Origin of the sequence: Sphingomonas sp. C3-2 (assembly GCF_033025475.1) — a bacterium.
GTDB lineage: Bacteria > Pseudomonadota > Alphaproteobacteria > Sphingomonadales > Sphingomonadaceae > Sphingobium_A.
Genome location: NZ_CP130322.1, coordinates 2,350,371 through 2,370,443, shown reverse-complemented (window position 1 = coordinate 2,370,443; position 20,073 = coordinate 2,350,371). Strand labels below are relative to the sequence as shown.

Here is a 20,073-nt window from a genome sequence, read left to right as displayed (position 1 = left end):
GCTCCAAGAAAGGCCTGCCATGAAGATCGAGATTTTTTCGGATATCGCCTGCCCCTGGTGCTATGTCGGCAAGCGGCGGCTCGAACAGGCGCTGGACAATTTCGCGCACCGCGATCAGGTCGAAATCTCTTGGAAAAGCTACGAGCTCGCGCCCCAGATGCCCGAGGAGCTGGCGATCTCGAGCATCGACTATCTCGTTGAAAAGGGCATCCCGCGCGACCGCGTTCTCGCCATGCGCGAACAATGCCTTCAGGCGGGTGCCGCCGCCGGGCTTGCGATGAATTTCAACAATGCGCGCAAGTTCAACACGCGCCGCAGCCATGAGTTGCTGCACTATGCGGCTACGCAGGGCCGCCAGACCGAGGTGATGGAACGGCTTTTCGCCGGCAGCTTCGTCGAGGGGCGTTCGCTCGGCGGCATCGATGCGCTGGTCGAGATCGCCGCCGAAGCCGGGCTCGACCCCGCCGGTGCGCGCGCCGCGCTTGAAAGCGGCCAGTTCACCCAGGCGGTGATCGCCGATGAGCGCGAGGCCGAGGCCAGCGGCGTGCGCGGCGTTCCCTATTTTGTCTTCAACCGCAAATATGCGCTTTCGGGCGGGCAGGATCCGGCCGTCTTCCTTCAGGCGCTAGAAGCCGTGTGGCAGGAAGAGCAGGCCGCGATCGAACCGCAGCACGGCGTTTCGTGCACCGACGACAGCTGCACCGTCTGACCGGAACCGGCATGCATGCGGGCGTCAGCTGGCGCCCGCATATTTGACCGCGCAGCCATAGGGCCGGCTTTCCTTCACCGATACCGGCTTGCCCGCCTTCATCTCCCCCAGCGCCGCCAGCACATGGTTGCGCGCACCGGCAATGTCTTCCTTGCGTGCGGTTGGCTTGTCGTCGATCGCGCCCTGATAGACGAGCGTGCCGTTGCGATCGATGATGTACATGTGCGGCGTCGTCTTCGCGCCATAGCCATGGCCGACGATCCCCTTGGGGTCGAACAGATAATGGCTAGCCTTGCTGCCTTGCGCCTTCATCAGCTTCTGCGCCTCGGGGCCGGACATCGCGCCCTGCATCCCGGGCGCACCCGAATTGATCGTCAGCCAGACCACCCCGTCGGCGCGCGCGGCGGCCTGCGTCTTTTGCATATTGCCGCTGTCATAATGTTTCTGCACGAACGGGCAGCCGGGATTGTGCCATTCCAGCACCACCGTCTTCCCGCGAAACTGGTTCAGCTCCACCACCTTGCCGGTCGCGTCATTGGCGCGGAAATTGGCGGCGGGTGCACCCGTTTTCTGCGCGGCATCCACGGGCGCCGTCGCCATCAGCATCGCGGGGGCCAGCGCCAGCGTCCAGATCGGTTTCATCATGCATCTCCTCGTCAGATTGCGTCAGGCCGCAAGCGCCTTCAGTCGCTCGGGCGTCAGGACCTGGGGCAGGATTTCGGGCTCCGCGCCCGGCCGGTAAAACAGATAGAGCGGCACGCCGGTTCGGCCATGGCGTTCGATGAAACGGCCGATCGCCGCATCGCCATTGGTCCAATCCCCCACCAGCGTCTCGATCCCCGCCTGTTTGAAGGCGTCGGCCACGTCCTGCCGCTCGATCGAGGTCTTTTCATTGACCTTGCAGCTCAGGCACCAGTCGGCCGTGAAATAGACGAAGACCGGCTTGCCCTCTTGCTGCAGCGCGGCCAGCCGCGCCTCGGTAAAGGGTTTCGCATCCAGCGCGCGCGCCTCGGTACTGGCGGCGGCGGGCGCCACTGCGGTGCCCCCCACCGTCGCGATCGCGGCAATGCCCACGCCCAGCGCCGGTACCAGCGCCAGCCAGCTGCGCCCGGTGCCCTTGGCTTGTCTGCGTCCCATCCACCACAGGCCGAGCGCCAGCACCAACGTCGCGCCAAGGCCAAGCGTCATGCCGTTCACCCCGGCCTGCCGACCGAGGATCCATGCCAGCCCCAGCGCGGTGAGGAACATCGGTATTGAAAGAATACGCTGGAAACGCGCCATCCACGGCCCGGGCTTGGGCAGCCGCGCGCGCAGCGCTGGAATAAAGCCAAGCGCGAGGAAAGGCAGCGCCAGCCCAAGGCCCAGCCCGGCAAAGATCGACAGCGCGGCCAAAGGCGGCATCACCAGCGCGGCGCCCAGCGCCGCCGCCATGAAGGGGCCGGTGCACGGCGTCGCGATGAACGCCGCCAGCGCCCCGGTCCAGAACGCCCCGGCCGTGCCCCCCTGCCGGGTCAGCCGGTCGCCCATGCCGATGCTCGACAGCGAAAACAGCCCTGCCAGATTGAACGCGATCGCGCTCACCAGCAGCAACAGCAAGAGGATGACGCGCGGATCCTGCAACTGGAACGCCCAGCCAATGGCCGCCCCGCCCGCACGCAGGCCCAGCAGCACGCCGCCCAGCGCAACGCAGACGAGGATGATCCCCGCGCTATAGGCCAGCGCCTCGCGCCGCGCCGCGCCTGCGGTCTCGCCCGAGCGCGCAAGGCTCAGCGCCTTCAGGCTCAGGATCGGAAAAACGCACGGCATTATGTTAAGCAGCAGACCGCCGAGCAAAGCCGCCCCGAATGCAGCCGCAAGGCTCCCGGCAAGGCCGCCAGCCTCCGCAGCCGCGCCCCCGCCGGTCACCACCGCGCCAGCGGGTGTGACGGTGCCGGGCTTTGCGTCCAGCTCCAGCCCCTGATCCTTGTCGATCGCGAGCAGGCCCTGGACCGCGTCCAATCCGCTTGCGCTGTCGGGCGCCTTTACCTCGATGGTCAGCATGTCGCCGTCGCGGCGCACGCTCTGCGGCGCGGCATATTCCAGCGCACCGTCGGTTTCGGGGTAGAAATAGACGTCGCCCAGCTTTGCCGATGCAGGCAGCGGTACGCCCAGCCGGAACATGCCGTTCACCACCTGAAAGCTTGCCTCGCTTCCCAAGGGCTTGGGCAACAGGCTGCGCCAGCGATCGAACTGGCCTTTACGCGCCGGATCGACCTTGCCGTCGCCTACCGTCAGCGCGATCGACAGCGTCCCGCTCTCGGGCACGCAGACCTGATCGGTGCAGGCCAGCCAGTCCGCCGCCAGCGTGATCGGCAGGCGCGTTCCCGCGGCCAGCCCCTTGGGCAGCGTCAGCGTGATCAGATGCGCATAATCGCCTTCATAGACATAGTTCATCAGCCCGCCGAGGACGAGGCGATGGGGCACCGGATATTGCGCCTCACCCGCCGTCATCCCGTCGGGAAGCGTCCAGTTGAACTGCGGGGTGATCCCGGCATCTCCGGGATTCTTCCAATAGCCATGCCACCCCTTTTCGGGCTTCATGGCCAGCGCCAGCGTCACCGTGCTGCCGGCGGCCGGCTGGTCGCTTTCGGCCACAAGGCTCGGCGTGATGTGCGGCGCCGTTCCCTGTGCCAGGGCCTGTCCACCCAGCACCAGCGCACCCAATGTCATCAGCATGAAACGAAGCAACGTCATCGCAACCTTTATCCAGCAACCATCGCGCGATACTAGCGCAGCTACACCCCCGGCCGACAAGGAGATATTCGTGAAGTCCATAGCCCGTGCCGGCGCGATGCTGGCGGCCCTTGCCGCCCCCATCGCGCTATCGGCCCAACCTGCGCCGAAGCCCAAGCTGATCGTCGCCATCTCCGTCGACCAGTTCTCGGCCGATGTCTTCGCCGAATATCGTCCGATGTTCAAGGACGGGCTCCACCGCCTGCAGGACGGCGTGGTCTTTCCGTCAGGATATCAGAGCCATGCCGCCACCGAAACCTGCCCCGGCCATTCGACCATCCTCACCGGCTCGCACCCGGCGCGCACGGGGATCATCGCGAACAACTGGTTCGATCTCTCGCTCAAGCGCGACGACAAGAAGGTCTATTGCTCGGAAAATCCCGAAGCGCCGGGCAGCACATCGGACAATTATGTCGTCACCACCGGCATGCTGAAGGTGCCTACACTGGGGGACCGAATGAAGCAGGCCGATCCGGCCGCGCGCGTCGTCTCGGTCGCCGGAAAGGACCGCGCCGCCGTCATGATGGGCGGGCACAACACCGATCAGATCTGGTATTGGGGCGGCAAGACCTATGTCACGCTGCCCGAGCGCAGCGAGCGTGAAAAACCGCGCGCTGTCGATCAGATCAACGCCCGCGTCGCCGGCACCATCGCGCGCCCGCACAAGGCCGCGCTTCCCGCGCAGTGCCGTGGCCGCTCCTTTGCGGTGCCCGTCAGCGAAAAACAGTCGGTGGGCGAACTCGCCGATCGCAAGGCAGAGGATTTCCGCAGCTTCCGCGCCGCCGTCGATTTCGACGCCGCCACCGCCGATCTCGCCATCGCGCTGCTCAAGGACATGAAGCTGGGCCAGGGCGCGTCGACCGATCTGCTTATCGTCGGCCTTTCCGCGACCGATTATGTCGGCCATGGCTTCGGCACCAGCGGCGCCGAAATGTGCACGCAGATGGTGGGGCTCGATGCCAATATCGGTCGTATCCTCGCCGCGCTTGATGCCGCCGGCGTCCCCTATGCCGTCACGCTGACCGCCGATCATGGTGGCCACGATCTGCCCGAACGCAACCGCCAGCGCGGTTTTGCTGATGCCGAACGCGCCGATGTCGCGCTGCTTCCGGCCAATTTCGGCAAGGCGCTCGGCGAAGAGCTTGGCCTCACGCTCAAGGGCCCGCTCTTCTACGGCGACGGCCCCTTTGGCGACTGGTATCTGTCGCGCGAAGTGCCCGATGCCGAACGTCCGCGCATCCTCCAGATGGCGCGCGCGCATCTCCTCGCGCATCCGCAAATTGCCGCCGTGCTCACCAAGGAAGAGCTGCGCCGCGTCGCCGATCCCAAGCCCCCGGTCGAGGAATGGGATCTCGCCCAGCGCGCCCGCGCCTCGTTCGATCCCGAACGCTCAGGCGATCTGAACGTGCTGCTCAAGCCGCATGTCACCCCGATCACCAAGCCGGGTCAGGGCTATGTCGCCACCCATGGCTCGCCCTGGATTTATGATCGCCGCGTGCCGATCCTGTTCTACCGTCCCGGCACGCCCGGCTTCGAGCAGCCGCTCAGCATCGAGACGGTCGATATCCTGCCCACGCTCGCCGCGCTCATCGATCTCAAGATCCCGGTCGAGGAGATTGACGGCCGCTGCATCGATCTCGATCGCACCGCCGCCTCCACCTGCAAATGACGTTCAGGCCCCCTTCTCATCCGGGAAGGGGGCTTTTTTTTATTGCGCTTCCCGGCTGAGGATTCCGGGCGCCAGCTCGTTGCCGGCCACCGTCACGCGCTGAAGGCTCGCATCCTGCACGAAGCTCAAGATGCGTGGCACGTCTCCGGCGAGCGCGGCCTTGTTGTCGGTGATGAACAGCCCGTCCGAAACATTGTCGCGCGACTGGGTCGACACGCCGACAAAGCCGCCCGCCTCCGCCTTGCTACGGCCAAGGACGAAGCTGTTCGAGCGGATCGCCCCCGTCGCCCCCATCGGCAGATCGATCAGATAGCCCGTCGCCTGCCCCTCGGCATCGTCGAAGCGCGATCCGGTGATGTCGACGCGCAGCGCGCGGGTCTTCACATAATGGCTCTGCCGTCCCTTTTCGAAGGCCGAGCGCGAGATGATGACCGTCCCGTAATAGCTGGTTTCAAGCGCGCTGCCGCAGGCCCCATCGCCCGTACACGGGCCCAGTTCCGCAAAGCTGCTCCGATCGATCCAGATTCGCGCAGCCGGGTCGGCGCCGGCCATGATCGCGCGGGCGCTGTTCCGGAACATCGCGTTGCGGACGGTGAGCCCACCGCGCACCAGCCGGATCGCGGCCGCATCGCCCATGATGTTCTGGAAGATGATCCCGTCCACCTCGGCGCCCTGCCCCGCCAGCACCAGCACCCCGCCGCCCGGGCACGCGGTTCCATCGAAGATCGTCTGGCCCGGGATTTGGGCCTGATAGCGGACGGTGCCTGCGGTCTGTTCGGCACAGTCGCGGTAGCTTCCCGGCGCAATCCGGATCGTTCCCTCCCCCGCGCCGATCGCCGCCACCGCGTCCGCCAGCCGCGCATGGCCTATGCCTGTCTCGACATGGACGAAGGGCAGTACAGCTTCGCCATCCTCGGCATGGGATTGCCCTGCGCATAGCAGAGCGAGGACCGCCGGCATCACAAAGCGGACGGTCCCTCGCAAGCGCGTCAGTCCAGATTGGGCCGCAGCCAGCGCGCGGCCTGTTCGACGCTCACGCCGCGCCGCGTGGCATAATCTTCCAGCTGATCCTTATCGATTCGCGCCACGCCGAAATACTCGCTTTGCGGATGGCCGAAATAAAAGCCCGAAACCGCGGCCGTCGGCAACATCGCAAAGCTTTCGGTGAGCGTGATGCCCCCCGGATTGCCGCCCAGCATGTCGAACAATACCGGTTTCTGGCTGTGATCGGGGCAGGCCGGATAGCCCGGGGCCGGGCGGATGCCGCGATATTGCTCCTTGATCAGCGCCTCGTTGGTCAGCTGCTCGCCCGCCGCATAGCCCCACAGCTCGGTGCGGACATAATGGTGCATGCGCTCGGCAAAGGCCTCGGCCAGGCGGTCCGCCAGCGCCTTCAGCAAAATGTCCGAATAATCGTCATTGTCCGCCTTGAACCGCGCCAGGTGGTCGTCGATGCCGTGGCCCGCCGTCACCGCGAAACCGCCGATCCAGTCGCCTGCGGGATCGATGAAATCGGCAAGGCACATGTTCGCGCGGCCTTCGCGCTTCTGGATCTGCTGGCGCAGGAACGGCATCCGCACCTCGCCCTGTTCGGTGTCGATCAGCACATCGTCGCCCTCGCGGCGGCACGGCCAGAGCGCGGCTACGCCCTTGGCGGTCAGCCACTTTTCGGCAATGATCACATCGAGCATATTCTGTGCATCGGCGAACAGGCTGCGCGCGCTTTCGCCGACGATCTCGTCGTCGAGGATCGCGGGGTAATTGCCCGCCAGCTCCCACGACCGGAAAAAGGGCGTCCAGTCGATATAGCTGCGCAGGTCTTCCAACGACCAGTCATCGAACGCATGCACGCCCGGCTTCAGCGGTGCGCCCGGCTTCAGCGTGAAATCGGTGGGGAAGCCATTGGCGCGCGCGGCCTCGATCGGCACCAGCGCATTCTGGCCCTTGCCCTCGCGCGCCTCGCGGACTGCCTGATATTCGGCAGCGGTCTTGGCGACAAAGGGCTCGAACTGCGTATCGCTCACCAGCGTCGAGGCAACACCCACCGCGCGGCTCGCGTCGAGCACATGGACGACCGGGCCCTTATAGGCCGGGTCGATGCGCAGCGCGGTGTGGACCTTGGAGGTCGTCGCCCCGCCGATCATCAACGGCATCGTCATGCCCGCGCGCTGCATTTCCTCGGCCACGGTCACCATCTCGTCGAGCGAGGGGGTGATCAGCCCGGAAAGCCCGATCATGTCGGCATCATTGTCGATCGCGGCCTTCAGAATGTCGCTCCACGGCACCATCACGCCAAGGTCGATCACCTCGAAGCCGTTGCACTGGAGCACGACGCCCACGATGTTCTTGCCGATATCGTGCACGTCGCCCTTCACGGTCGCCATCACGACCCGGCCCTTGGCCTTCGACCCCGCCGCCTTTTCAGCCTCGATAAAGGGCAGCAGATGCGCCACCGCCTTCTTCATCACGCGCGCCGATTTCACCACCTGCGGCAGGAACATCTTGCCCGATCCGAACAGATCGCCAACGACGTTCATGCCGTCCATCAGCGGGCCTTCGATCACCTCGATCGGGCGCGCGAAATTGAGGCGCGCTTCCTCGGTATCGTCGACGACATACGCGTCGATGCCCTTGACCAGCGCATGTTCCAGCCGCTTCGCGACGTCCCAGCCGCGCCATTCCTCGGCGGCCTTTTCGGCGGCGGCGTCCTTGCCCTTGAACTTCTCGGCAAGCGCGATGAGCCGATCGGTCGCCTCTGCATGGCGGTTGAGGATCACATCCTCGCACGCCTCGCGCAGTGCGGGGTCGATCGTGTCGTAGACCTCGAGCTGCCCGGCATTGACGATCGCCATGTCCATCCCCGCGGGGATCGCATGATAGAGGAACACCGAATGCATCGCGCGGCGCACGGGCTCGTTGCCACGGAACGAGAAGGACAAATTGGAAAGCCCGCCCGAGATATGCACATGCGGGCAGCGCTTCTTGATCTCGCGCGCGGCCTGGATGAAATCGACGGCATAGTTGTTATGCTCTTCAATCCCCGTCGCCACCGCGAACACATTGGGATCGAAGATGATGTCTTCGGGCGGAAAGCCGATGCCCGTCAGCAGCTTATAGGCGCGTTCGCAGATCTCGACCTTGCGGGCCTCTGTGTCCGCCTGCCCCGTCTCGTCGAACGCCATGACGACGACCGCGGCGCCGTAGGCCATGCACTTGCGCGCATGGGCCAGGAACTCGGCCTCGCCTTCCTTCATGCTGATCGAGTTGACGACGGGTTTGCCCGGCACACATTTCAGCCCGGCCTCGATCACGCTCCATTTGGAACTGTCGATCATGATCGGGACGCGCGCGATATCGGGCTCGGCCGCGATCAACTTTAAAAAGGTGGTCATCGCCAGTTCGGCGTCGAGCAACCCTTCGTCCATGTTGACGTCGACGATCTGCGCGCCGTTCTCAACCTGCTGGCGCGCCACCTCGACGGCCTTGGCGTAATCACCCGCCATGATCAGCTTCTTGAACGCGGCAGAGCCGGTCACATTGGTGCGTTCGCCAATATTTACGAAAGTGGCGGAAGATTGGGTCACTCGGTTGTCCGTCTTTTTGTCGTTGCCGCGAAGGCAGAAATCTTGGGGGCGATGGCGGCTCAAGCCGCCATCGTCATCGGCTCCAGACCGGCAAGGCGCGTCACCACCGGCGGGGTCGGCACGCCGCGCGGGGTGATGTCAGCCACCGCGCGAGACATCGCCGCGATGTGCCCCGGCGTCGATCCGCAGCAGCCGCCGAGGATATTCACCTGTCCGTTATTCGCCCATTCGGAAACCAGCGCCGCCGTCTGTTCGGGCAGTTCGTCATACTGGCCGAGCTCGTTGGGCAGACCGGCATTGGGATAGACCATGATCAGCGTGTCCGCGATGCCGCTCAGCACCTGCACGTGCGGGCGCAGCTGCTCCGCCCCGAACGAGCAGTTGAGTCCGATCGTCACGGGCCTTGCGTGGCGCACCGCATGCCAGAAGGCCTCGACCGTGTGGCCTGAAAGATTGCGGCCCGAAAGATCGGTCAGCGTCATCGATACCATGATCGGCACGTCGCGGCCCAGCGCCTCGCCCGCCTCGATCGCGGCCATGATTCCCGCCTTGGCGTTGAGCGTATCGAACACCGTCTCGATCAGGATGAAATCGACGCCACCCTCAAGCAGCGCGTCGATCTGCTCGCGGTACACCGCCTTCAGATAATCGAAGTCGATCTCGCGGTAACCGGGATCGTTCACATCGGGGGACAGCGACAGCGTCTTGTTCGTCGGTCCGATCGCCCCCGCCACGAAACGCGGGCGGCCATCGGCAGCGGCGAACTCGTCGGCGGCCTTGCGCGCGATCTGCGCCGAGGCGATGTTGATGTCCTTCACCAGATGCTCGGCGGCATAATCGGCCTGGCTGATCACATTGGCGCTGAAGGTATTGGTCGACACGATATCCGACCCGGCGCTCAGATAGGCGCGGGTGATCGAATCCACCACATCGGGGCGGGTGATCGCGAGGATATCGTTATTGCCCTTCTGGTCGCGCGCCAGATCAAGGCTCCCGCGATACGCCGCCTCGTCCAGCTTCCAGTTCTGGATCTCGGTGCCGAACGCCCCGTCGGTCAACAGGATGCGGGTGGATGCGGCTTGCTTCAGTCTTTCACGGGCGCTCACGCGGCCTTCTCCTCGATTCCGGATGCCGCGCGAATACCCAGCAGATGGCAGATCGCATAGCTCAGTTCGGCGCGGTTGAGCGTGTAGAAATGGAAATTGCGCACGCCGCCCGCATAAAGCTTGCGGCACATCTCGGCCGCGATCGTCGCAGCCACCAACTGGCGCGCGGAGGGCATCTCGTCCAGCCCCTCGAACAGCCGGTCCATCCAGGGCGGGATCGCCGCACCGCACATCGCGGCGAACTTGCGCGTCTGGGCGACGTTCGAAACCGGCAGGATGCCGGGTACGATCTCGGCATCGATCCCCGCCGCCGCCGCGCGATCGCGGAAGCGGAAGAAGCAGTCGGACGAAAAGAAGAACTGGCTGATCGCGCGGTTCGCGCCCGCATCCAGCTTGCGCTTCAGATTATCAAGGTCGGCCTGCCCGCTCACCGCCTCGGGATGCGTTTCGGGATAGGCCGCCACCGAAATCTCGAACGGCGCGATTTCCTTCAGCCCCGCCACCAGCTCGGCGGCACCGGCATAGCCTTCGGGATGCGGCTCGAACTTCGCACCCACCACCGGCGGATCGCCGCGCAGCGCCACGATATGGCGCACGCCAGCTTCCCAATATGCTTCGGCGATCTCGCGGATATCGGCCTTGCTCGCCTCGACACAGGTCAGGTGCGCGGCGGCGGCGATCGGGGTTTCCTTGACGATGCGCGCCACGGTCGCATGGGTGCGCTCACGCGTCGAGCCACCGGCGCCATAGGTCACCGAGACGAAGCGGGGGCCAAGCGGCGCCAGCGTCTGGATCGCTTCCCACAGCGTCTGCTCCATCTTCTCGGTCTTGGGCGGGAAGAATTCGAAGCTTACCTGCGCGTCGCCCGCCAGATCGGCGAACAGTGGCGCATCCAGCGCGCGCCGCGCCTCTTCCAATTGAGTCAGGGTCAGGCTCATGCCGCTTTCCTTTGTATCGCTTTCTCGCCGGACCGGTGGCCCAGCCATAATTTCACGGTCAGTTCGCCGCCCTTCAGTTCCTCGATGGCTTCGGTCTGAAGACCGGCCTCCGCGAACCAGTGGCGGATCTGTTCATCGGCAAAACCAAGCCGCGCATGCGCGTCATCGGTTCTCAGTTCCTCGCGCTCGTGCGAGGCGAAATCGGCGATCATCAACCGCCCGCCTTCCGCCAGCAGGCGCGCCGCCTCGGCAATCGCCGCCTCGGGCATCTGCGCAAAATGGAGCAGCTGGTGCAAAATCACGGTATCGGCCGAGCCATCGGGCAAGGGCAGCTCGTACATGTCGCCCTGCCGCAATTCGGCGGCGCCCAGCCCGGCCTCGGCCAGCTTCGCGCGCGCCAGCCGCAACATTTGCGGGCTGCGGTCGACGCCCAGCGCGCTGTCTGCCTCATGCCCGAACAGCGCGATCATCCGGCCGGTGCCCGTGCCGATATCGACGAGGCGGCCGATCCGGCGCCCGGCCAGCAGCGCGCGCATCGCTGCCTCAACCTCGGTTTCGGCCACATATAGGCTGCGGATCGCGTCCCATTGTTCGGCATGCTGGTCGAAATATCGTTCGGCGGCGGCCGCGCGGTCGGCGCGCACCGCGGCAAGGCGCGCCGCATCGGCGGTCTGCCAGTGATCGACATGCCCCTTCTGCCAGATGTCGAGCGCCCCCAGAATGGGCGCCACATCGGTCTCGTCGCCCAGCCCCAGGAAAACCCAGCTGCCCTCCTTGCGCCGCGCGGCAAGACCGGCATCGGCAAGAATCTTCACATGGCGCGAAACGCGCGGCTGGCTTTGCCCCAGCACCTGCGCCAGCTCGCCCACCGACAGCTCCATCGCGCGCAGCAGCACGAAAATGCGCAGGCGCGTCGGATCGGCAAGGGCGCGAAAGATTTCGAGCGGGGCAACCATGGGATGTGATATAAAGAATTCTTTATATCCGGTCAATGAAGCACTTCTATCCCGCGCACAAAGCGAGTCTTTCAGCGCCCGCTCCCTGCAACATCGTTGCGCGCTTCACAAGCTGCGGTTAGTTTCGCGCCTGTTGCTGGTCGGAGGATCTTTCTGCACCGGCAAACATTCTAACGTCGTTTTCGCGATTAGGAGGGTATTGCATGAAGAAGTCGCTTACCGCATCGCTGGCGCTTGTGGCCGCGCTCGGCCTCGCCGCGTGCAGCGAAAAGGCTAAGGACGAAACGAGCCAGGCCGCGAACACCATCGCGGGCGACGTTGCGGCAACCGCCGACAACGCCGCCGCCGATGTCGCCAATGTCGGCGAAGACGCGATCGGCGCCGCCGAAAACGCAGCCGACAAGGCCGGTGCCGCCATCGACAATGCCGCCGCCAAGGCTGACGCCGCTGCCGACAAGGCCAGCGCCAAGGTCGACGCCGCCGCCGACAAGGCTGGCCAGGCCACCGGCAAGGCGCTCGACGCCGCCGGCAACACGCTCAAAAAGGCCGCCGACGACGTTCGCCACTGATCGGCAGAACGGCGTGGAAAACCGTGAATTGGCCGCGTCCCTCCTTGGGGGCGCGGCCTTTTTCATGATATAGTCCGCGCCATGAAAAATTGGCCGGTAATGGCCCTGACGGTTGCATTGCTGGGCTGCGGAAGCGCCAAGATGGACTCCCCCAGCCACCAGAACGAAATAGTGAACAAGGCCACCCCCACCTCTCCATCACCCGCCGGCCGCAAGACAGACGGGGCAAGGGAGAAGGCGTCCGGGGTGGCCGCCCCCGGCGCAGGCAGTGGCCACGCAGGTAACAGCGCCGATGATTATGACTGGGCCCCGCGCGAATAGCGCACATCGTTACGGCACGCCTGTCGCCCGCGCATGAAAAAGGGCCAGGGGATACCCCCCGGCCCTTCTTATCTTTTGCGTCAGGGCAAACCCCGATCGCCGTTTGCGAAACCGGAAAGCCACGCCCTCCGGTTCGCTTAGCGGTTGGATCAGAAGTCCATGCCACCCATGCCGCCCATGCCGCCCATGCCACCGGGCATGCCGACCGGAGCCTTGTCTTCCGGCAGTTCCGAGATCGCGGCTTCGGTGGTGATCAGCAGACCAGCAACCGATGCAGCGTCCTGAAGTGCGGTGCGGACGACCTTGGTCGGGTCGATCACGCCAGCGGCGACGAGGTTTTCATAGGTGTCGGTCGCAGCGTTGAAACCGGTGGTTTCATCGTCTTCACGCAGCAGGTTGCCTGCAACGACGGCACCGTCATGACCGGCGTTCTGCGCGATCTGGCGAACCGGAGCCTGCAGCGCCTTGCGAACGATGTCGATGCCGCGGGTCTGGTCGTCGTTGATGCCCTTCAGGCCTTCGAGCGACTTGGTTGCGTAGAGAAGCGCGGTGCCGCCACCGGGGACGATACCTTCTTCAACGGCTGCGCGGGTCGCGTGCAGCGCATCATCAACGCGGTCCTTGCGTTCCTTCACCTCAACCTCGGTCGCACCGCCGACCTTGATCACGGCAACGCCGCCGGCGAGCTTGGCAAGACGCTCCTGGAGCTTTTCCTTGTCATAATCGCTGGTGGTGACTTCGATCTGCGCACGGATCGCGTCGGTGCGGCCCTTGATCGCATCGGCTTCACCCGCACCGTCGACGATGGTGGTGTTGTCCTTGTCGATCGTGACGCGCTTGGCGGTACCGAGCATGCCGAGCGTGACGCTTTCGAGCTTGATGCCGAGATCTTCGGAAATCACTTCGCCCTTGGTCAGGATCGCGATGTCTTCGAGCATCGCCTTGCGACGATCGCCGAAGCCAGGCGCCTTGACTGCAGCAACCTTCAGACCGCCGCGCAGCTTGTTGACGACGAGCGTTGCGAGCGCTTCGCCTTCGATGTCTTCCGCGATGATGAGGAGCGGACGGCCCGACTGCACCACTGCTTCGAGGATCGGAAGCATCGCCTGCAGGTTCGAAAGCTTCTTCTCGTGGATCAGGATGTAGGGGTCGTTAAGCTCGACCTGCATCTTTTCCGGGTTGGTGATGAAATAGGGCGAAAGGTAGCCACGGTCGAACTGCATGCCTTCGACGACATCCAGCTCCGATTCCATGCCCTTGGCTTCTTCGACGGTGATGACGCCTTCCTTGCCGACCTTTTCCATCGCCTTGGAAATCATCTCGCCGATGTCGCTCTCGCCATTGGCAGAGATGGTGCCGACCTGGGCGATTTCCGACGAACCGGCAACCGGCTTCGAACGGCCCTTGAGGTCGTCGACAACCTTGGCAACCGCGATGTCGATACCGCGCTTCAGGTCCATCGGGTTCATGCCGGCGGCAACCGACTTCATGCCTTCGCGAACGATCGCCTGGCCCAGAACGGTTGCGGTGGTGGTGCCGTCACCGGCCACGTCGTTGGTCTTCGACGCAACTTCGCGCAGCATCTGCGCGCCCATGTTTTCGAACTTGTCCTTGAGTTCGATTTCCTTGGCGACCGAAACACCGTCCTTGGTGATGCGGGGTGCGCCGAACGACTTGTCGATGACGACGTTGCGGCCCTTGGGGCCGAGGGTCACCTTCACCGCGTCGGCGAGGATGTCGACGCCGCGGAGGATGCGTTCACGCGCGTCGCGCGAAAATTTTACGTCTTTCGCTGCCATGATCTTGAACCTCTATTCTTTCAGGAATTTCGTATTGGAAAGGAAGCGGCGGGCACGGACCCGCTGCCCCGGAGCCGGTGTCAGCCGACGATGCCGAGGATGTCGCTTTCCTTCATGATCAGCAGGTCTTCGCCGTCGATCTTGACTTCGGTGCCCGACCACTTGCCGAACAGGATGCGGTCGCCGGCCTTGACGTCGAGCGGGGTCACCTTGCCATCTTCGGCCTTCGCGCCCGAACCGACAGCGACGACTTCGCCTTCCTGCGGCTTTTCCTTGGCGCTGTCAGGGATGATGATCCCGCCGGCGGTCTTTTCTTCAGCCTCTACGCGGCGGACGAGAACACGATCGTGCAACGGACGAAAAGTCATCTGCGTCACCCTTTCCTTGCTTTGCTTCTGGACAGGGATACGCCAGTCACCTGCTACGCCCCCTGCCCGATGGTTGGAATCGGATTAGCACTCACCTCCTGTGAGTGCCAACAGCGGTGGATATGTGGCTCGCCCTCCGCATGGTCAAGGTCGATGCCACCAAATTTTTTCAGTCGCGAGACAGGCCGGGCCGGAACGGCAGCCGCATCGGATGAAACGCTCGTCCGTGCGGGCCGTTTACAGCATGGGCGCCGTCCTATAGCCCTGAGGCGAAGCCAATTCGGGAGAATGATCGTGTCCTTCATCCGGGGCGCATGGAAGTTGCTGGTCGGCATCAAGGATGCGCTTGTCCTCCTCTTCATGCTTCTGTTCTTCGCGCTGCTGTGGGCGACGCTCTCGGCCCGGCCCAATCCGGCCAGCGTCACCAAGGGCGCGCTGCTCGTCGATCTGAAGGGCACGCTTGTCGAGCAGCCCGAGGAAAGCGACACGATGGCGGTGCTCGCCGGTACCACCAATGTCGCGCGCCAGCACCGGCTGCGCGATGTCGTGCGCGCGATCGAGGCGGCGGCGGGCGATGACCGGATCAAGGCCGTCGTGCTCGATCTTGACAGTTTCGCGGGCGGCGGCCAGGCCGCGCTCGCGCGCACCGGCGCCGCGCTCGACAAGGTACGCGCCGCGAAAAAGCCCGTGCTCGCCTTCGCCACCGGCTATACCGATGATGGTTATCAGCTCGCCGCGCACGCCAGCGAAGTCTGGCTCGATCCGATGGGCATGGCGCTGTTCACCGGTCCCGGCGGCTCGCGCCTTTATTACAAGGGGCTGATCGACAAGCTCGGCATCTCGACCAAGGTCTACCGCGTCGGCACCTTCAAGTCGGCGGTCGAGCCCTATACCCGCACCGACCAGTCGCCCGAGGCGCGCGAGGCCAATCAGGCGCTTGCCTCGGCGCTGTGGCAGATGTGGCAGGACGATGTCGCCCGCGCCCGCCCCAAGGCGCAGATCGCGGCCTTCGTCGCACGCCCTGACACCCAGATCGCGGCCGCCGGCGGCGATCTGGCGCAGGCCGCGCTCAAGGCGGGGCTGGTCGACCGCATCGGCGACCGCATCGCCTTTGGCAAGCGCATTGGCGAGATCGCAGGCACAGAATCGGGCAAGCCCGAGGGCAATTTCCGTCACACCCGACTGGCCAACTTCATCGCCGCCAACCCCGAAAAATCCTCGGGCAACGCGATCGGCGTCGTCACCGTCGCGGGCGAGATCGTCGACGGCAAGGCGCTGCCCGGCACGGCGGGCGGCGACACGATTTCCGAGCTCATCCTGAAGGGGCTCGCCGAGAAGAATCTGAAGGCGCTCGTCGTCCGCGTCGACTCCCCCGGCGGCTCGGTCCTCGCGTCAGAAAAGATCCGTCAGGCCGTGCTTCAGGCCAAGGTCAAGGGGTTGCCCGTGGTCGTCTCGATGGGCTCGGTCGCGGCGTCGGGTGGCTATTGGGTCGCCACGCCCGCCGACCGGATCTTTGCCGAACCCTCGACCATCACCGGCTCGATCGGCGTGTTCGGTATCTTGCCCACTTTCGAAAATGCGCTCGCCAAGGTCGGCGTCACCAGCGACGGCGTTGCCACCACCCCCCTCTCTGGTCAGCCCGATCTGCTCGGCGGCACCAACGCGACCTTCGATACGGTGATGCAATCGAGCATCGAGAATATCTATGCCCGTTTCCTTGGTCTCGTCAGCCAGTCGCGCAAGCTTCCGGTCGCCCGGGTCGACAGCATCGCGCAGGGCCGCGTGTGGGATGGCGGCACCGCGCGCCAGCTCGGGCTGATCGACGGTTTCGGCGGCGTCGAGGAAGCCGTGGCCGAAGCCGCCCGCCGCGCCGGGCTCGACTCCGCCAAGGCCCATGCCGAATATCTCGATCCCCAGCCCAGCCTCACCACGCAGCTGCTGAAAAGCTGGACGACCGATGATGACGGCGAACAGCCCGCCACCGATGCGCTCACCCGGCTGGCGCAGGCACGCACCGCGTACCTTATCCGCGCGGTGGACGATGCCCGCCGGCTTGCCGCGGGCCCTGCCGTCCGCGCCCAATGTCTCGAATGCCCAACCACAGGGGGAAAAATGCCCGTTCTGAATACTTCGCTGCTGGCGCGCCTTGCCGGCTGGATCATGCAATGATCCGTATCCGCCCGGCCGAAGCCCGGGACGCACAGCAGATCGCCGCGATCTACATGCCGTTCGTCACCACCACCGCCATCTCGTTCGAATCCACGCCCCCCTCACCCGAGGAAATGGTGCGGCGGATGACCGAGCATAACGGCTATTATCCCTGGCTCGTCGCCACCACCGAGGATAATGACGCGGTCATGGGCTATGCCTATGCTGGACCGTTCCGCGATCGCCCCGCCTATCGCTATATCGTCGAAACCTCGATCTATCTCGGCGGCAATGTCCAGCGCGGCCAGGGCTATGGCCGACTGCTCTATTCGGCGCTCATCGAAACGCTCACCAAGCAGGATTTCACCCAGGCGATCTCGGTGCTCTCGCTGCCCAACGAATACAGCATCCACCTCCATGAATCGCTCGGCTTCCGCCGCGCGGGCGTGTTCCGCGAAATCGGCTTCAAGAACAGCCAGTGGTACGATGTCGGTATCTGGCAGCGCGAACTGACCGAAGCCCAGACCCCGCCCGTCGATCCCCGCCCCTTCTCCGAAGTCGGCATGGTCGGCCCGGTCTGATCGGTTTTAAAGGGGCGGAGGCGGTGGTTTCCGCCCCCTTTTTTGATGACGGCTAACGACCAATGTCGGTCATCCGATCGGAATGCGAAATTGTTTGATTGCAGACGTTTGAAGAGGGCGACTATGCTACATTCAGTATGGCTTACAAAGGCATAGACTACGAATTCGGTCTGCGATGGGTCTGTGTTGCAGGCACTGCCGCCCTGATTGGAGCCGTTTTGTTTTTACGGCCGAAGCCAATGCCGCCGCCAAAAAATGCTACTGTGTTCGGTTGCTACACTGCATCCTTGGGACCACCCATTATCCTTACGGAAGATGGGATGAAAATACTCCAGAGCGGATTCCCACGGATTGGATTTCATTTGGAACGCCATAAAAATGGCATTGCTCTGACCGCTGAGGTACGGATTGCAGCAAAGCCAATTGGGGGCCGTTACGTATACAATATCGTTCAGCCCGGCAAAGGATTGTATCTGTATTTCTTCAAGATCATTGACGGGCGTCGTTATGGCGTTCTTGACGAACGAGAACTGTCGCAGTTCACCATGTTATCTACTGACGGCATTTACCTTTCTTATAAAAAGACATCTGGCACCTCATGCTGAAATGTCAGCTTTTAATAATTCCCTGTCCGCAAACCGCCAGTCTCCTAACCACCCATATCGGCTTAATACCGCTACTCAGAGTTGCCGCACCATATAGGTCGAATCGTCGCCGTAGCTCTGAAGCTTACGCGCGATGGCCGGATCTCCGGTCACTGGCGCAAAGCCCATGCTGCTCCAGAAGGGGACCGAATCGTTTACCGAGACAAGCGCGATCTTCATAACACCCGCCGCTGCCGCTTCACTGGCAAGACGCTCGACGATCGGCCGTGCATGGCCCTGCCCGCGCATCTCGGGGTGCAGCGCCAGATCGTGCAGATACCAGACGTCGCGTGCCTCGGGCAGCGTGCCCAGCAGACTGTCGAGCGGCGGAATCGCCCCTAGCGGCCAAGGATAGGCGATAAGATAGCCCTTCACGTCGTCGTCGCTCGCAAGCACGAAACACGCTTGCGGGAACAACGCAACGCGCTCTGCGAAACAGGCGCGCGCCTCAAAATGATCGGGAAAGGCGGAGGCGGCCACTGCCACCACTCCATCGACATCGTCCGCCCGCATCGGGCGCCAGCTATATTCACTCATGATGAAACCCTTTTAGCCGCGATAGGCGGGCAAATGCCACTGCCGCACGATCGCCAGCCCGCGCAGCACGAAACCCGCCACCGCCGCCAGCACGGCTGCAGCGGGTTCGTCGACACCCAGCATCACGAGCACCGCGAACAGCACCGCTGCCAGCGCGGCGGCCGTCACATAGAGTTCGGGGCGGATCACGATCGACGGTTCATTGGCCAGCACGTCGCGAATGATCCCGCCGACACAGGCCGTGAACACCCCCATCATGATCGCGGGTAAAGGGTCAATGCCGAACGACAGCGACTTGGCGACGCCGAACACCGCATAGGCCGACAGCCCCGCCGCATCGAACCAGTCGAGCGCCTTGGGGCTCCAGATCTTTTTCGGGGTGATCCAGACGAGCAGCGCGGTGACAAGGCAGGCCGCCAGATAATTGGAATCATGCACCCAGAATACCGGCGCATCAATCAGAAGGTCGCGCACCGTGCCGCCGCCCACACCGGTCACCAACGCGAAAAAGGCGAAGGTCACCACCGTCTGCTGCTTGTGCGCGGCCGCCAGCGCGCCGGACGCCGCGAACACGGCGACACCGAGCAGGTCGAGCCACTGCAACAGAAAACCGACATGAACCTCGGCCAACGCTTCCCCCCGACAATCCCCGCGTGATGCGCCAAGCACCTCCTGATCCACAAGAAATCAGGCGCGCGCTATCAGCGTCTAGCCGTCTGAATCATAGCGGGCAACGCATGCGTCCATCAGTAGATCCGGACGACCGAGCTTGACGATGCTGCTCATCGCCTTGCGTTTTTCCGCCTGCGCCGCCTCGGCGCCCGATTTACCATGCGCGGCGAGCAGCGGCGCAATCCGCGTGTCCAGCGCAGTTTCCAGCTTGTTGTAGCGCGACAGCTCGGCCTCATAGCGGCCGTCACTCGCCAACGCCGCCCGCATGAAGCGTCCCAGCGCATCGCAGCCAAGCCCGGCGACATAGGGATCGTCGGGCAGCTTTGCGGGTTCGGGGGGTGGCGGAAACGCCTTGTCGCACGGTTCGATCAACGCCTGCCAGTCGCTGTCGGTCACCTCGCCCGCACGTTCGCTCATCCCGGCAATCACCGCCGAGGCATCGGCCTGCGCAAATTCGGGGGTACGCGCGCCCACCACAAGCGCATGGCGCAAGATATCACCCTGCGCGGCCATGCTGAGTGGCGCCTTGATGTCCGCCTGCGCCGCGCGTGCCTTGGCGGCGGCGACCACGCCGCAGGTAGCGGCGCTGGCGATCGGATCGTCCGGCAAGGCGATGGCCCTTGGGCCGCACCCCGCGATCAACGATCCCGACACGATCATAATGGCTAGGGCACGCGACACGCTTTTCTCCTGGTTGTTG

General features: G+C 64.3%; 19 protein-coding genes. 7 read left to right on the top strand and 12 right to left on the bottom strand.

Going from position 1 to position 20,073, the window contains the following annotated elements; genetic code table 11:
- The first annotated feature begins 19 nt into the window (after window positions 1-19).
- The gene (locus tag QYC26_RS11405; RefSeq protein WP_317512344.1) at window positions 20-709 is read left to right on the top strand and encodes a DsbA family oxidoreductase; all 690 of its coding nucleotides are present in this window, start codon (window positions 20-22) and stop codon (window positions 707-709) included.
- A 24-nt stretch (window positions 710-733) separates the two neighbouring features.
- Here QYC26_RS11405 and QYC26_RS11400 read toward each other — a convergent pair whose 3' ends face one another.
- Window positions 734-1,354, bottom strand: coding sequence for a redoxin domain-containing protein (locus QYC26_RS11400; RefSeq protein ID WP_317512343.1), 621 nt, complete (start codon window positions 1,352-1,354; stop codon window positions 734-736).
- 21 nt (window positions 1,355-1,375) lie between these two features.
- Window positions 1,376-3,442, bottom strand: a complete 2,067-nt coding sequence (locus QYC26_RS11395; RefSeq protein ID WP_317512342.1) for a protein-disulfide reductase DsbD family protein — start codon at window positions 3,440-3,442, stop codon at window positions 1,376-1,378.
- Window positions 3,443-3,512: 70 nt separating this feature from the next.
- Between QYC26_RS11395 and QYC26_RS11390 the strand changes: the two genes are divergently transcribed.
- Window positions 3,513-5,150 carry an alkaline phosphatase family protein gene (locus QYC26_RS11390; protein ID WP_317512341.1) on the top strand — a complete coding sequence of 546 codons (1,638 nt, stop codon included), beginning with the start codon at window positions 3,513-3,515 and terminating at the stop codon, window positions 5,148-5,150.
- Between the two features lie 39 nt (window positions 5,151-5,189).
- On the opposite strand, the gene QYC26_RS11385 is transcribed toward QYC26_RS11390, so the two are convergent.
- The 5 genes from QYC26_RS11385 to QYC26_RS11365 are packed head-to-tail and all read right to left on the bottom strand — an operon-like array spanning window position 5,190 to window position 11,734.
- Window positions 5,190-6,113 carry a right-handed parallel beta-helix repeat-containing protein gene (locus tag QYC26_RS11385; RefSeq protein WP_317512340.1) on the bottom strand — a complete coding sequence of 308 codons (924 nt, stop codon included), beginning with the start codon at window positions 6,111-6,113 and terminating at the stop codon, window positions 5,190-5,192.
- A gap of 26 nt (window positions 6,114-6,139) precedes the next feature.
- Window positions 6,140-8,734 carry a methionine synthase gene (metH, locus tag QYC26_RS11380; protein ID WP_317512339.1) on the bottom strand — a complete coding sequence of 865 codons (2,595 nt, stop codon included), beginning with the start codon at window positions 8,732-8,734 and terminating at the stop codon, window positions 6,140-6,142.
- 59 nt (window positions 8,735-8,793) lie between these two features.
- A complete protein-coding gene (locus tag QYC26_RS11375; protein WP_317512338.1) occupies window positions 8,794-9,840 on the bottom strand; it encodes a homocysteine S-methyltransferase family protein in 1,047 nt (348 codons plus the stop codon).
- Window positions 9,837-10,778, bottom strand: a complete 942-nt coding sequence (gene metF, locus QYC26_RS11370; RefSeq protein WP_317512337.1) for a methylenetetrahydrofolate reductase — start codon at window positions 10,776-10,778, stop codon at window positions 9,837-9,839. The genes QYC26_RS11375 and metF overlap by 4 nt, the downstream gene beginning before the upstream one ends.
- The gene (locus QYC26_RS11365; protein ID WP_317512336.1) at window positions 10,775-11,734 is read right to left on the bottom strand and encodes a metalloregulator ArsR/SmtB family transcription factor; all 960 of its coding nucleotides are present in this window, start codon (window positions 11,732-11,734) and stop codon (window positions 10,775-10,777) included. The genes metF and QYC26_RS11365 overlap by 4 nt, the downstream gene beginning before the upstream one ends.
- Window positions 11,735-11,937: 203 nt before the next feature.
- On the opposite strand from QYC26_RS11365, the gene QYC26_RS11360 reads away from it, so the two are divergent.
- Window positions 11,938-12,303 carry a hypothetical protein gene (locus tag QYC26_RS11360; RefSeq protein ID WP_317512335.1) on the top strand — a complete coding sequence of 122 codons (366 nt, stop codon included), beginning with the start codon at window positions 11,938-11,940 and terminating at the stop codon, window positions 12,301-12,303.
- Between the two features lie 99 nt (window positions 12,304-12,402).
- Window positions 12,403-12,624 (top strand): hypothetical protein, encoded by a 222-nt coding sequence (locus tag QYC26_RS11355; RefSeq protein ID WP_317512334.1) that lies wholly within the window; start codon window positions 12,403-12,405, stop codon window positions 12,622-12,624.
- 149 nt (window positions 12,625-12,773) lie between these two features.
- Here the strand turns inward: QYC26_RS11355 and groL are convergent, their stop codons facing one another.
- Entirely contained in the window at window positions 12,774-14,423 is a 1,650-nt protein-coding gene (gene groL, locus QYC26_RS11350) for a chaperonin GroEL (protein ID WP_317512333.1), read from the bottom strand.
- Window positions 14,424-14,503: 80 nt separating this feature from the next.
- On the bottom strand, window positions 14,504-14,791 hold the full coding sequence (groES, locus tag QYC26_RS11345; protein WP_317512332.1) for a co-chaperone GroES: 288 nt from the start codon (window positions 14,789-14,791) through the stop codon (window positions 14,504-14,506).
- Window positions 14,792-15,085: 294 nt separating this feature from the next.
- On the opposite strand from groES, the gene sppA reads away from it, so the two are divergent.
- The 3 genes from sppA (at window position 15,086) to QYC26_RS11330 (ending at window position 18,125) form a co-directional block, all read left to right on the top strand.
- Window positions 15,086-16,960 (top strand): signal peptide peptidase SppA, encoded by a 1,875-nt coding sequence (gene sppA / locus QYC26_RS11340; RefSeq protein WP_317512331.1) that lies wholly within the window; start codon window positions 15,086-15,088, stop codon window positions 16,958-16,960.
- On the top strand, window positions 16,957-17,520 hold the full coding sequence (locus QYC26_RS11335) for an N-acetyltransferase family protein (RefSeq protein WP_317512330.1): 564 nt from the start codon (window positions 16,957-16,959) through the stop codon (window positions 17,518-17,520). The genes sppA and QYC26_RS11335 overlap by 4 nt, the downstream gene beginning before the upstream one ends.
- Window positions 17,521-17,618: 98 nt before the next feature.
- Entirely contained in the window at window positions 17,619-18,125 is a 507-nt protein-coding gene (locus QYC26_RS11330) for a hypothetical protein (RefSeq protein WP_317512329.1), read from the top strand.
- Between the two features lie 75 nt (window positions 18,126-18,200).
- Here the strand turns inward: QYC26_RS11330 and QYC26_RS11325 are convergent, their stop codons facing one another.
- The 3 genes from QYC26_RS11325 to QYC26_RS11315 all read right to left on the bottom strand — a co-directional run bounded on the left by QYC26_RS11325 (window position 18,201) and on the right by QYC26_RS11315 (window position 20,054).
- Window positions 18,201-18,701, bottom strand: coding sequence for a GNAT family N-acetyltransferase (locus tag QYC26_RS11325; RefSeq protein ID WP_317512328.1), 501 nt, complete (start codon window positions 18,699-18,701; stop codon window positions 18,201-18,203).
- Between the two features lie 12 nt (window positions 18,702-18,713).
- Window positions 18,714-19,331, bottom strand: a complete 618-nt coding sequence (locus QYC26_RS11320; protein WP_317512327.1) for a trimeric intracellular cation channel family protein — start codon at window positions 19,329-19,331, stop codon at window positions 18,714-18,716.
- A gap of 78 nt (window positions 19,332-19,409) precedes the next feature.
- On the bottom strand, window positions 19,410-20,054 hold the full coding sequence (locus QYC26_RS11315) for a hypothetical protein (RefSeq protein ID WP_317512326.1): 645 nt from the start codon (window positions 20,052-20,054) through the stop codon (window positions 19,410-19,412).
- Window positions 20,055-20,073 lie beyond the last annotated feature (19 nt).